Below are 12128 nucleotides of genomic sequence, written 5' to 3' on the forward strand. Positions count from 1 at the left end.
ATCGACTCGCGGCGCACCATACTTAATTCTATTGACAACTATAGCGACCGGGTACCGTCTACTGGCCGTGACGCTCACCGAACGGGGGACTCGCTACGCGGTCGTGAACCGCTGGACCATGTCACGCGAGAGTTCCTCCTTGGAGAAGACCGTCACCACGTCGTCCGGGCGGATGGCGGTCTCACCGCGCGGCGTGATTATCTGGCCGTCGCGTTCGATGGCGACGACGAGGAGTCCGTCGTCGAGCAGGCCGTCCTCGTTGGCCTCCTCGAGCGTGTGGCCGGCGACCGGTGCGTCGGACGTGACGGTCACCTCGACGACCTGCGCGTGGCCCGCGAGACTGATGAAGTCCGTCAGCGAGGCCGTTCCGTGACCGTTCTCCGGGCCGAACGGCGCGTAGGGTTCGATGTGTTCGCGCTGGAGCAGGTCCTCGCCGTCGATCTCCAGGTCGAACGACGCGATGGCCCGCGAGATGCGCGTCAGGTCCTCCATGCTGGTCCCGACGGCGACGACGTGGAGGTTCCGCTGCCCGGTCATCACCTCTCGGACGTTGACGACGCCCGGAATCTGGCTCACCTGCGCGGCGAGTTTCGCCCGCTCCGGGACCGGGACGGTACAGACGATGAGGTTGGTCAGCCGCTTCTCGACCCGCTCGAAGTCCACGTTGACGTGGTAGCCCGTGATGATGTCGTGCTCTTCGAGCTGGCGGATGCGGTTGCGGATGGTGCCCGGCGAGACGTTCATCTCCGAGGCGATGTCGGGCGCGGAGGTGTTCCGCGCGTCCTCCATCAGCCGGTAGATGACTCGCTTGTCTATCTCGTCGAGTCGATAATCCATAGACAAGAGAGCAGGGGTCCGGTACTAATCCTTTCCACTCACAGTCTCCTCGTCACTGCTCGACCGGTCCGAGCGAGGCCCAGTGGAGGTGCGTCGTCCCGTCGGGGTGGCGCTCCTCCGTGACGTGATAGAGGAACGGCCCGTGCGGACAGTCCGAACAGCCCTCGGCGCAGGGCTCTCGTTTCACCACTTCGGTGTACGCCTCCCGCTCGGTGACCTCGACGAACTCCTCGCCCGGTTGCGGTTCGAGGTGTGTCGACACCGGGTCGTGGAGTTCGTCGAGCCGTCGTCGGCAGTACTCGACGAGCGTCCTGACCGCTCGCTCGTCCAGTTCGTCGACGCTGGTTCGCAACTCCTCGGGGACGGTGGCGGTGGTCGCTGTCTCGTCGTCATCGTCCATAGACCCGGTACTCGACTCACCGCCTTAACTCCCACCCCGAATCGCGGGATATTCTACTGCTAGTGTGGGGAATCGAGTTCTAAATTCCTCTTTCGATATCTGAGGAGGATGTAGATACGCCTCCAGCAATAGATCGGGATGCTGCCTGCCCGCTGACCGACACCGAGGGGCCCGTCCTCGGTGAGCGTGCACTTGGTCGCCATCGACCGGCCGGACCCCGACGCCGCTGGCGTGAGGCCGCGGTCAGCTAGGCCGTCCCGGCGTCCGAGTGCGCGGCGGAGGGTACCGTCACCACTGGGACCGAGGCAGTCTGGACGACGTGCGCCGCGACGCTCCCCAGTACGAGGCGGTCGAGGCCGGTTCGTCCGTGTGTGCCGACCACGACGAGGTCGACGCCGTGGTCCGCGACGTACTCGACGATGGCTTCGTGGGGGACGCCCTCGACCAGTTCCGTGCGGACGTGGACTCCCGCCTCGGCGGCCCTGTCGAGCACCGACCGGAGCGCTCGATACCCCTCGTCCTCCACGAACTCCCGGAACGACGAGCGCGCGTATCGTCGCTCGACGACCGATATGGCGTGGAGCGTCGCCTCGTACTCCGCCGCCAGCGCGACGGCGTGCTCGACGGCCCTGGCCGACCCCGGACTCCCGTCAGTCGCGACGAGGATATCGGCGTACTCCGTCGTGGGGTCGCCGCGCTCGGTGGCCGTCTCGTCGGATTCAGCGCGGAGCGTCAGCACCGGTACCGGGGAGGCTCGAACGACACGCTCGGTCGTACTGCCGACGAAGAGGCGACGAATGCGGGACGTCCGCCGTGGTCCCATCACGACGAGGTCGGTCGCCGTCTCCTCGATGGTGTCGAGGACGACCTGTGCGGGGTGACCGTGTCGAATCGAACGGACGACCGATATCGTCGGCGAGCGCTCCTGAGCGAGCAGTGCGAGGTCGTCGAGCGCCGCGTTCGCCTCGCGTTCTGCGTCCTCGTAGACGCTCCTCCAGGCGTCGTCGTCCGGGAACTCCGCCTCCGAGTAGCCCAGGTCGACGACGTACAGCGCGTGGACCGACGCGTCGAACCGCTCGGCGATGGCGAGTCCGTGTTCGAAGGCCGGCGTCGTCTCGGTCGACCCGTCGGTCGGAATGAGGATGGTGTCGTAGGTCACGGTCACTCACGACGTGTCACTACGCGAGCCGGTCGCTTGAGTCGTGTCGAACGGTTCCTGACGCTCGGTCTCGGAAGGAAGTCGCTTCGTCCCGTCCGCGGGCGCAGCGAGCACTGCCCCCCTAGACAGCTAGGCGGTACTGATTCCTCGTTGGGGGACCGACACGTTGCTGGCGGTTGTCGGGGAGTTGTCAGAGGCACCCACCGTCCCCCGCTCGTCGCTCCTCCTCGCATCGACCGGTCAGTACCTGTGACGACCTGTTCCGCACCGACGAGTCACGTCCCTATCACCGCGGTCCAGCACCCCCGTCGGCGACTCCTATCGGCGACCGTTCGGCGTCTCGGTCCCCCCGACGCCCGCACCCGGTCGCTCGGGCCGCTCGCCGAGTTCGACGGTCACCGTTCGCTCCTCGCCGTCCCGGAGCACGGTCACGTCGACTGCCTCCCCGGGCGAGGCCTGGAGCGCGAGGTACGACGAGAGCTGCTGGCGGGTGTCGACGGCCGTCCCACCGATGCCGACGACGACGTCGCCACCCGTCGGTACCGCCGCACCGTCGACGCGCTGTCGGCCGTCGCTTCCCTGCAGGGCACCGTCGGACGGCCCGCCGCCGAGCACCCGGTCGACGTAGACGCCGCGCGGTCGCTCCAGCCCGTTCGCCTCGGCGAGCGCGGGCGTCACCGTCGCCAGCCCGACGCCCACGTAGGCGTGGGTGTAGTCGCCGTCCTCGACCAGTGCGGGGACGACGCGACGTGCGAGCGCCGCCGAGATGGCGAACGCGATGTTCTCGCCGCCGCCGGAGTTGATGACGCCGGCGACCCGGCCGTCGAGGTCCACGAGCGGGCCGCCGGAGTTACCGGGGTTGACCGCGGCGTCGGTCTGGACGGCGTCGGGGATCGTGTAGCCGTTCTGTGCCGGAATCGACCGGTTGACGCCGCTGACGATGCCAGCCGAAGCCGACCCGTCGAACCGCCCGAACGGGTTGCCGATGGCGACGACCTCCGTCCCGATGGCCGGTTCGTCCTCGCGGAACCGGAGGTCATCGGCGTAGTCGGGCCGGTCGTCGACCTGGACGACCGCGAGGTCGCTGGAGACGTCCGTGCCGACGACCGAGGCCGAGCGCCACTCGCCTCGGGAGAAGCGCACCTGGACGTCGGTAGCATCCGCGACGACGTGCTCGTTGGTCACGACGTACTCGTCCCGGAAGACGAACCCCGACCCCTGTCCCTCGCCGCTGGCGGTGGTCACGTTCAGCAGGACGACCGACGGCATCGCGTCGCGGTACACCTGCGTGTACGGGCTCTCGCTCCCGTCCGCGGTGCCGTTTCCGGCGTCGGTCGTTGGGGGCTCGGTCGCGCTCTCGTTCGACTCCTGGTCACCGAGGACGCCCGAACATCCGGCCAGTCCGCTGGCGGCGGCGGTCGCGAGACCGCCGAGGTAGCGCCGACGCGAGAGCGAGCGGTCACTCATCGCTCGCCCTCCAGTCGCCGTTCGTCACGGTTCCGTCCCTGCGTCCGGGGGTCCGTCCGACCGGAGAGCGGTGCGTCGACTGCGTTCGACCGTCGGCTCGTGAGTCGCTCCATCGTGGGTGGAGGTGGGGGCTACGCGGGGAAAGGTACCCGAGCGCGACTAGATTCGATGAAAACGCCCCCGTCGAGCCGGTGGTGCGGTCGGTCGCCCCGGCGCGACGCCTCACTGGTACAGCGAGTAGACGAGCGCCAGCAGTCCGAGCGCGACCATCGTCGTCTGGACGGTCTGGAGTCGCAGCAGCTCCACCCCGCCGAGGACGTACGAGCGCCGGACGACCGACTGGTAGAACGGGATGACGACGCTCCCGGCCGTGAGCAGCGCGAACCCGACGGTGGCGGTGCGGAGCGACCGTCGCTCCTCCCGGCGGTAGGCGAGGTAGCTGACGGCCGCGAGCGCGCCGCCGACGACGAGCAGGAGGAGGGTGCTGACGGCCGTCGTCCAGAGTTCGGGTGGCTGGGACATGGGGGTGCTCGGTCCGTTGGGTGACGCGCCGCGTTCAGTCGGAGGGCGCTTCGAGGTCGTTCCAGAGGTCGCCGAACCGGTCGACGACGTCGAGTTGTCGCCGGACGGTGGCGAGGAACCCCGACTGGTTGAGGTCGAACCGGACGTAGTCGAGGTTCGTGCGGTACACGGTGTAGTGGTTGCCGTCGGGGTCGAGTTCGGTCCGCTCTTCGAGCATGCCGAGGTCGACGAGGGCCTCGACGTGGCGGTAGACGGTCGGGAGCGAGACGTCGCAGTGGTCGGCGAACTCCTCGGCCGAGAACTGCTCGGACGCGGCCGCCACGAGCATCTCGCGGGCGTGCGCGCTGCAGAGCGCCGCGAACACCTCGGCCGACTCCCGCTCCGTGCTCACACACGACTCGGACTCCGGCGTGCACAATATGTCTGTCCCTCCGGGAGGTTCGGAGGTCGAGAGGCATCGGACGGGCGGCCTGCGGCGCGGTCCGGACTACTCCTCGCCCGGTTCTGCGTGGCCGGACCGCCCCGACCCACCGCCCTCCTGGCCGTCGGCGACGAGTCGGAGCGTCGTCCCCTCGCCGTCGCTCTGGGTGCGCGTCACCGTGTACTCGCCAGCGGTCAGCCAGTCGGCGTCGACTTCGAGCAGGTCGCGGGTCGGCGTGTCCCAGACCGTCGCCGAGACGCCGTCGGGCGACGGTTCGGGTGACGGCTCCGTGGGTGGAGACGGTGCGGGGGCCCCACCGTGGCCGACCGCGGCGCGGTAGTCGGCGAGTCCGGCCCCGTCGCGTGGCTGGTCCTTGATGTCGCGGGCGGTCTCCTCGAACGCGGTGACGATATCTGCGGGGGCGGCGTCGGGGTGGACGCCGAGGTACTTCGCGACCATCCCCGCGACCTCGGGTGCGCTGAACGACGTGCCGGAGGCCTTCACCCAGCGCCCGGAGAGCTCCGTGCCCATCGTCGTCCCGTCGGCCTGCGCGAGTCGGTTGTCCTTCCCGATGGCGGTGACGTCGGGGTTGTCGCGCCGTGGGTTGTACGAGGAGAACTCCGCCATCGTCCCGTCCACGGTACACGCGCCGACGCTGAACGCCCGGTCGGCGGTCGCGGGGCTGCCGCCCTTCTCGCCGCTGTTCCCGGCCGCGACGACGCCGCGGACGCCCTTCGCTATCAGTTCGTTGTGCGTCCTGTCGATCTGCTCCGAGCGTTGCTGTGCGCCCCAGGACATGTTGACGACGTCGTACTCGCCGGTGTTGTTGTGGAGCCACTCGTACGCGCGCATGATGACGTTCGTCTTCGTCTGCCCCTGCTCCCCGAAGATGCGGAGGGAGACGAGGTCCGCCTCGGGAGCGAGCCGGGTGACCTGCCCGAGCACGGCCGTCCCGTGCCCGACGGCGTCGCCCCTCCCGCTCCCGGTGACGTCGACCTGCTCGATGGTCGCGTCGCTGAACACGGGATGGGAGGTGTCGACCCCCGAGTCCATCGCCACCACCGTCACGCCGCTCCCGCGCGCGCTCTTCGCGGGGACGTCGTGGAGCCGTCGGACGTCCTCGATGGTGGCGACGTCGTCGGGGTTCTCGCTGACGTACTCGGGTTCGAGACGGAGGGTCGCCGTGTGGTTCTCCTCGATGCTGTGGACCCGGTCGTCGGCTTCTAGCACCGACGCCGCCTCGGCCTCGGTGTCGTACTCGACGAGCGCCGCCGACCCCCAGCGGCCGAAGTCGTAGGTCTCCTTGACGGTACACGGACAGTCGTACAGGAACTCGGGACGTCCCGTGACGAGGATGATGCGTTCGGCCATAGTTCACTCTGGGTCGGCCGCCGGCTACCGGTGACCGACCTCGCTATTGGTTCGCGCGACGTTGTGTTAAACCAACCGACCAGATAGCTGATTGTTCGATTCGGCTATCGTCTCGTCCGTCATCGCCCACCTCCGAACCGGTCCGACATCGACCGGTAGGGCGGTCGGTTGAGCCACCTGTCTAGCACTCCCGCTGGGCACCGCCAGTTTTTATCTGACGACTTCGATCGCGAACCTCTTTTTCATACACTTATAAACATCTTCGAAATCACTGCATTTATCATATACACACGAGACGTTTGAGTGTCGACAAATGCTCCTACGTCGGTTCTCGTCGCACGCCGATTCGTTCGGAACGACTCCTAGCTCCCAGTGCGCGTCATGAGCACTATCGCCCGTTTCGCGATTCCTGCAGACCAGTTCGCGCTGGGTGACGTCCTCGAAGTCCGACGGGGAATCAGAGTCCGTCTCGAATCGATGATTCCGACGGGCGAGGCGACGATACCGTACTTCTGGGTCCCGACTGACGACGCCGACGCCGTCGACGAGGCCCTCCGAGCGTCAGAACTCGTCGACGACGTCCGAATCCTCGACCAGACGGACACGGAGACCCTCTTCCGGGTCGACTGGTCCCGAGCGGTCGACGGTCTCGTCGACATCATCGAGCAGTCCGAAGCCGTCATACTGGAGGCACAGGGCGAGGGAGACGACTGGTCGTTCCGGATGCGGTTCCCCGAGCAGGAGGACATCTCCGAGTTCTACCAGACCTGTGTCGACGCGGGACTCTCCCCGAGACTCGAAGAGATCAACAACCCGCGCTGGCAGAACGACGACGGGTTCGGCCTCACCGACGCTCAGCGCGACGCACTCGTGACGGCGCTCGACGCTGGCTACTTCGCGGTCCCCCGGAAGACCACCCTGCAGGAACTCGCCGAGCAGTTCGACATCTCGGACACGGCCTTCTCACAACGACTCCGACGCGGGCTGACGAAGCTCCTCTCGTCGACGATGGGGGAAGAGCCCCGCCTGTCCGTCGAAGCGGAAGACGACGATTGAGGTCGGTCTCCTCGATATCCTCGCTAGTACTCGTGAGGGCCGGTCGGCTGCAACCAGTCAGTTTATAAGGCATTGACTTCTATACCGAATACGACGACAGATGCCATCGGAGCCTGGCAGTACGTTTCTGGCCGGAGCGACCGGCTACGCGACCCCCCCGACGAGACGTCGGTGTGCGGGTCGACGGGACAGTCGCTCTCGGTGGCGGGTCCACCGATGAGCATCTTCGCCGAGTTCTCGCTCCCGGTGACGGCGTTCCCACCGAGCAGTCGACTCACGGAGGACCCCGACATCAGCGCGGAACTCGAACGGATCGTACCGACCGGGAGCGTCACGCACTACCTCTGGTTCGTCGGCGGTGAGTACGACCGTGCTATCGAACACCTCCGGACCGACGCAGAGGTCGAGTCGCTGGACGTACTCGACGAATTCGACGACCGTGTGCTCGTTCGTATCCACTGGAAACGCCTCCAGATGCCCGTGTTCGACCTCATCGAGGAGACCGGGGGACTGCTGGTCGAAGCGACGGGCACCGCGGCAGGGTGGGACGTCGCCCTCCGATTCCCCAGTCAGGATGCCCTCGCCCGCTTCTACAGCGAGTGTCGACAGCGCGGTATCACGCTCGAACTGCGCGGCATCAACGAATCCGGGTTCGGGGAGCAGGACGGCGACTACGGACTGACGTCGGCACAGCGCGAGACGGTCGAGGCAGCGTTCCAGGCCGGGTACTTCGAGGTCCCGCGACAGACGACGCTCGCTGCACTGGCCGAGGAGCTCGGCGTCTCCGAACAGGCGGTCTCCGAACGCCTCCGTCGCGGCCTGCTGAAGTTCCTCACGGCGACGTTGAAGGCGCCGGACTCCCACTGAGCCGGTCGCCGGACCGTCGGTACCCACTCTCAGGACCGCCCGAACGCCGCGACCCGGTCGGTAGACCGGTAGTGGCCATCGATATCGAAGGCGAAGTCGGATTGCCGTCACTCGGCGACTGTTAGGTATGGGGAGGAGACACACGGCCAGTTCGAGAGAGCTGACCGAGGAGGAACGCACTGCGCTCCGAACGGCGCTCGAAGCGGGATACTTCGCCGTCCCGCGCCGCATCTCGACGGTCGAACTCGCCGAGTGCCTGGAGACGTCCAGCAGTACGCTCGTCGAACGACTCCGTCGAGGGACGGCGAAGCTCGCTGTCACCCAGCTCGAGACAGACTGACCGGGCGACGAGCCTGGGGCTGAGGCTGCCACGAGCGTGAGCTCCGCGGCCGCCGTTCTCGTCTCTGTCGCCTGCGAGGAGGGTTCGGCTCGTGTCGGACCCGTGCGTCGCGGGGGTCACCACACCGGTCACGACGCGTTCGAGCGTGCCGACGACGACGCTCGGTTCGATGGCCTCGCCAGTTCTCCTCACCAGACCGTCTCCGTTCTCGTCTCTCCAGACACCGACGCCGACCATCCCGGCACCGTCGACCCCGTGTCTGTCTCCGCACGAGGGACGTAATTTATATCTCTCTTACTTGGGCATCGAAGGTATTTTAGTCTGGAGCACGTACGTCGCCTCAGGAAACCCAGATGAGTGTTATCGCTAGCATCGAGATCGCAGCCGAGGATTTCAGCTTCGGCGGAGCGCTAGCTGCAGATACTGGTCTCCGGATTCGACTCGAGCGGGTCGTGCCGATGGGGTCGACGTTCATCCCGTACTTCTGGGTGGAGGACGGCTCCATCGAGCACATCGAGCGGTCGCTCGAATCCGACGGAGCCATCGAATCGGTCGACGTCGTGGACTCGCTGAACGGCGAGTCGCTCGTCCGGGTACGGTGGGAAGAGGACCTCGACGGACTCCTCGACGCGATGGTCGAGACGGGTGCGGTCATCCTCGAAGGGACCGGCGAGGAGGGCCGCTGGACGTTCCAGTTCCGGTTCCCGGACCACGACGCACTCACCGACTTCTACCGACAGTGTATCGACCGGAACATCCCGCTCGACCTCCAGAGCGTCCACAACCCCGGTCTCCCCGAGAGCATGGGGCTGGGACTCGGCGTCACCGACGCCCAGCGAGAAGCGCTGCTCTTAGCGCTCGACAGGGGCTACTTCGACGTTCCGCGTCGAATCAACCTCACGGACCTCTCCTCGGAGATGGGCATCTCGGATACGGCGGTCTCCCAGCGCATCCGACGTGGTATCACGTCGATTCTCGCCGCGACCCTCCCCGAGGCCGACGAGGGGTCCCACTGAGCGGTACGTCGATGGCCGCCCCCGCCGTGCCTTCTCCTCTCTTCTTTTAAAACAGAGACCTTGGGAACCGCCGCGTTATTTATGTCGCTGCCGTGCGTGTCGTCGTTGGCCATGCTGCCCGTACCGACTCGACTTCGACCCGTCCAGTCGTCGGCGCACTCCCGCGCCCGTCACGCCTCGACGCCGTTGGAGGGACTGACCGACCCGGTTCTCGAGACGCGACCGTCCGAAGCCACGCCACGGAGCGCTCCTCGCGAGAGCGTTCGTGCCTCGGCGAGTTCATGACCGGCGACCCGGAGGCGGTCACGACCCGCGCGGAGTTCCAGCAGCAGTTGACGGCGCTCATCGCCGCCGCTGTAGCGAACGACGTGAGGGTGAGCGGGGCGTACGACTGCTACGCCGAGACGACGAACAGCCACTACGACGTACAGGTCACCGAGGTCGTGTCCCGCGACTCGTAGACGAACCGGTCCCCGAGACGCACTCGGAGCGCTCTGGTCCCCCGAAGTGTTCCGAGGCGGTGACTGTGTCTCGTCTCTCTACAAAGACATATGTGGTAACATACCATCGTATACGATGGTGCTTAAGTAGCGGTCGGTGGGTCCCGCGATTCGAGAGCACCACAGCGGCCGGGCGAACGAGCGTCCGAACGCTCGGGAAGGTGGAATGTGAGTGCGGTGCTGCGCGGCGGGTCGCCCGACGCGGCGGTCCGATCGGCTGTCAGAGGCACTGACGATGTGAGGCGTGCGGCCCCTCGCCTGGCGCGCGTCGGGACCGCTTCCACTCTCACTTCTCGACTCACTTCTCCGTAGCGCGCGTGGTGTCGCTGTCGTCGCCGTCGACCAGGTTCTCTCCAGCACGTCGACGACAGCACCATCGCTCGCTGGTGGTCAGATGTCGGGCGTGTGAGGATGTGCTCGATGGTTCGAGCACGGGGCTCTGTGATGAGTTCGCGTTCTGTTTCCCTTCTCGATGGTCGTGTATTGTTGGGCCTACCGGTCGTCGTACCGTGTGATGTACGTTTCTCGCAACCAGTAACTCGCCTTCGTGGACCTGTGTAGACTGTGGGTTAGCTGACGAGACGGCTCTCTCGACTGTCGTCGCTCGTGAATCGCCACCCGACGGAAAGTATTGTGTAATCGTGTCGATACGCGCAGTGAGGGAGTTATCAACCAAATACCATAAACCTCTTGATGTTAGCATGACCGACGAGGAATCAGCGGTGTCCCGCAGGGCGTTTCTCGCGACTGGTGGCGTGGCACTCGGTGGCAGTCTCCTGAGTACCGTCGACTCTGGACTCCCCGGCGAGGGTCCGACGGAGTCCGGACCATCGACGGCCACGTCGCAGACGACGACCGAGACCGAGACTGTGGCGAGCGGCCAACCAACCGACACGCCGACGGAGACACCCGCTCCGGGCGAGGTCGTACCGCCGTACCTCGGCGCGTTCTTCCCCGACGGCGACCTGGTCGACGACATGAGCGACCTCTCGCGGTGGTCCGGCGAGGGCACCGTTCGCGCCGACGAGGCCGCCCGATTCCGCGGTGACCAGTCCCTGTACTACGAGAACGAGGGAGCCGTCCGGCTCACGGGCGACTACCACGACGACCCCATCGACCTCTCCGGGCGGGCGCTGTCCGTCGCGACGTGGTTCGGGGAACCGAAAGGCGAACAGCCGACGTTCTCCATCCGCGCCCACGCTCCCGACAGACACAACACGGTCACCATGCGGACGTCCTGGACCGGGAACAAAGACGCCCGGTGGCAGCGACAGGACCTCGCAGTGAGCCAGGTCGACGGCTCACCCGACCTCTCGACCGTGACACGACTCGACGTCGGCGCGTGGGCGTCGGGGGCGACGTTCGAACTCCACCTCGCGGACATCCGCACGCACCCGAAACCCGAGACGGGGAAGTTCGTCTTCCTGTTCGACGACACCCACCGCCACCACTACGACGACTACTTCCCCATCCTCCAGCGGTACGACTACCCGGCCATCGAAGCCGTCGTGAAGGAGTACGTCGGTCGTGGCGACCGACTCACCGTCGCCCAGATTCACGAACTGCGCGACGCGGGGTGGGACGTGTGTAACCACATGGTCGACCACGAGAACGTCACCGAACTCTCCACCGAGGAACTCAGGGCGAACATCGCCGAGATGGACGCGTTCTTCGAGGACATCGGTGCCCCCGAGGGGAAGGCGTTTGCCATCTACTGCTTCGGCGCGTATGACGGTCCGAGCCTCGACGTGATGGCCGAACACTTCGACTTCGTGTTCGGCGGTGGTGGCCTCGGCAACTACGACCTCACGAACCCCGGCGTGGTCGCCTGCGACGGCATCGACGACAACGTCGAGCGTGGCTTCGAACTCGCTACCCACGCCGCGGAGTACCAGAGCGTCGGCATCCCGACCATCCACGACCTGGAGGTGGAGCAGTTCGAACGCCTCGTCGAGCACGTCCATGACCTCGACGAAGCGGGGAAATCGACGTCGTGACCGCCTCCGACCTCCAGTTACACCGTTATGGGTAACTTGGGGTGAGCTACGATGTCAACTTCGGGTATTCCAGGCTGTTGATGTCCTCTTCGCCGCGAACGGCGCAATTCTCTCATAGAATCAGAGAGAGTGCGAAACCTGTGGGAAACGCATATATATTAGCAAAAGTGACTAT

General features: G+C 66.3%; 13 protein-coding genes. 6 read left to right on the forward strand and 7 right to left on the reverse strand.

Features of this window, described 5'->3' with window-relative positions:
* Positions 1-93: 93 nt before the first annotated feature.
* From MX571_RS07225 to MX571_RS07255, 7 genes are all read right to left on the reverse strand, one after another.
* Positions 94-837, reverse strand: a complete 744-nt coding sequence (locus MX571_RS07225; protein WP_247415003.1) for an Lrp/AsnC family transcriptional regulator — start codon at positions 835-837, stop codon at positions 94-96.
* 52 nt (positions 838-889) lie between these two features.
* Positions 890-1237 (reverse strand): hypothetical protein, encoded by a 348-nt coding sequence (locus MX571_RS07230; protein WP_247415004.1) that lies wholly within the window; start codon positions 1235-1237, stop codon positions 890-892.
* Between the two features lie 247 nt (positions 1238-1484).
* Complete coding sequence (locus tag MX571_RS22670; RefSeq protein WP_247415005.1) at positions 1485-2396, reverse strand: universal stress protein; 912 nt, start codon at positions 2394-2396, stop codon at positions 1485-1487.
* Positions 2397-2714: 318 nt separating this feature from the next.
* Positions 2715-3863: a S1C family serine protease gene (locus tag MX571_RS07240; protein WP_247415007.1), complete on the reverse strand. Its 1149-nt coding sequence runs from the start codon at positions 3861-3863 to the stop codon at positions 2715-2717.
* A gap of 222 nt (positions 3864-4085) precedes the next feature.
* Positions 4086-4385 carry a DUF7521 family protein gene (locus MX571_RS07245; RefSeq protein ID WP_247415009.1) on the reverse strand — a complete coding sequence of 100 codons (300 nt, stop codon included), beginning with the start codon at positions 4383-4385 and terminating at the stop codon, positions 4086-4088.
* 34 nt (positions 4386-4419) lie between these two features.
* The gene (locus tag MX571_RS07250) at positions 4420-4776 is read right to left on the reverse strand and encodes an ArsR/SmtB family transcription factor (RefSeq protein WP_247415012.1); all 357 of its coding nucleotides are present in this window, start codon (positions 4774-4776) and stop codon (positions 4420-4422) included.
* Positions 4777-4872: 96 nt separating this feature from the next.
* Positions 4873-6177 carry a S8 family peptidase gene (locus MX571_RS07255; protein ID WP_247415014.1) on the reverse strand — a complete coding sequence of 435 codons (1305 nt, stop codon included), beginning with the start codon at positions 6175-6177 and terminating at the stop codon, positions 4873-4875.
* Positions 6178-6558: 381 nt separating this feature from the next.
* Between MX571_RS07255 and MX571_RS07260 the strand changes: the two genes are divergently transcribed.
* From MX571_RS07260 to MX571_RS07285, 6 genes are all read left to right on the forward strand, one after another.
* Positions 6559-7233, forward strand: coding sequence for a helix-turn-helix domain-containing protein (locus tag MX571_RS07260; RefSeq protein WP_247415016.1), 675 nt, complete (start codon positions 6559-6561; stop codon positions 7231-7233).
* 216 nt (positions 7234-7449) lie between these two features.
* On the forward strand, positions 7450-8100 hold the full coding sequence (locus MX571_RS07265) for a helix-turn-helix domain-containing protein (protein ID WP_247415018.1): 651 nt from the start codon (positions 7450-7452) through the stop codon (positions 8098-8100).
* 127 nt (positions 8101-8227) lie between these two features.
* Positions 8228-8440 carry a helix-turn-helix domain-containing protein gene (locus MX571_RS07270; protein WP_247415020.1) on the forward strand — a complete coding sequence of 71 codons (213 nt, stop codon included), beginning with the start codon at positions 8228-8230 and terminating at the stop codon, positions 8438-8440.
* Positions 8441-8793: 353 nt separating this feature from the next.
* The gene (locus MX571_RS07275) at positions 8794-9456 is read left to right on the forward strand and encodes a helix-turn-helix domain-containing protein (protein ID WP_247415022.1); all 663 of its coding nucleotides are present in this window, start codon (positions 8794-8796) and stop codon (positions 9454-9456) included.
* Positions 9457-9737: 281 nt separating this feature from the next.
* A complete protein-coding gene (locus MX571_RS07280; protein ID WP_247415024.1) occupies positions 9738-9917 on the forward strand; it encodes a hypothetical protein in 180 nt (59 codons plus the stop codon).
* Positions 9918-10657: 740 nt separating this feature from the next.
* On the forward strand, positions 10658-11953 hold the full coding sequence (locus MX571_RS07285) for a polysaccharide deacetylase family protein (RefSeq protein WP_247415026.1): 1296 nt from the start codon (positions 10658-10660) through the stop codon (positions 11951-11953).
* The last annotated feature ends 175 nt before the right edge of the window (positions 11954-12128 follow it).

The sequence above is a fragment of the Halomarina salina genome, assembly GCF_023074835.1.
In the GTDB taxonomy this organism is placed as follows: Archaea; Halobacteriota; Halobacteria; order Halobacteriales; family Haloarculaceae; genus Halomarina; species Halomarina salina.

What these genes read in the sequence shown, in the direction of transcription:
- MX571_RS07255 (WP_247415014.1), bottom strand. Translation starts at nt 6,177, where the DNA reads ATGGCCGAACGCATCATCCTCGTCACGGGACGTCCCGAGTTCCTGTAC.
- MX571_RS07240 (WP_247415007.1), bottom strand. Translation starts at nt 3,863, where the DNA reads ATGAGTGACCGCTCGCTCTCGCGTCGGCGCTACCTCGGCGGTCTCGCG.
- MX571_RS07275 (WP_247415022.1), top strand. Translation starts at nt 8,794, where the DNA reads ATGAGTGTTATCGCTAGCATCGAGATCGCAGCCGAGGATTTCAGCTTC.
- MX571_RS07225 (WP_247415003.1), bottom strand. Translation starts at nt 837, where the DNA reads ATGGATTATCGACTCGACGAGATAGACAAGCGAGTCATCTACCGGCTG.
- MX571_RS07230 (WP_247415004.1), bottom strand. Translation starts at nt 1,237, where the DNA reads ATGGACGATGACGACGAGACAGCGACCACCGCCACCGTCCCCGAGGAG.
- MX571_RS07265 (WP_247415018.1), top strand. Translation starts at nt 7,450, where the DNA reads ATGAGCATCTTCGCCGAGTTCTCGCTCCCGGTGACGGCGTTCCCACCG.
- MX571_RS07245 (WP_247415009.1), bottom strand. Translation starts at nt 4,385, where the DNA reads ATGTCCCAGCCACCCGAACTCTGGACGACGGCCGTCAGCACCCTCCTC.
- MX571_RS07260 (WP_247415016.1), top strand. Translation starts at nt 6,559, where the DNA reads ATGAGCACTATCGCCCGTTTCGCGATTCCTGCAGACCAGTTCGCGCTG.
- MX571_RS07285 (WP_247415026.1), top strand. Translation starts at nt 10,658, where the DNA reads ATGACCGACGAGGAATCAGCGGTGTCCCGCAGGGCGTTTCTCGCGACT.
- MX571_RS07280 (WP_247415024.1), top strand. Translation starts at nt 9,738, where the DNA reads ATGACCGGCGACCCGGAGGCGGTCACGACCCGCGCGGAGTTCCAGCAG.
- MX571_RS07270 (WP_247415020.1), top strand. Translation starts at nt 8,228, where the DNA reads ATGGGGAGGAGACACACGGCCAGTTCGAGAGAGCTGACCGAGGAGGAA.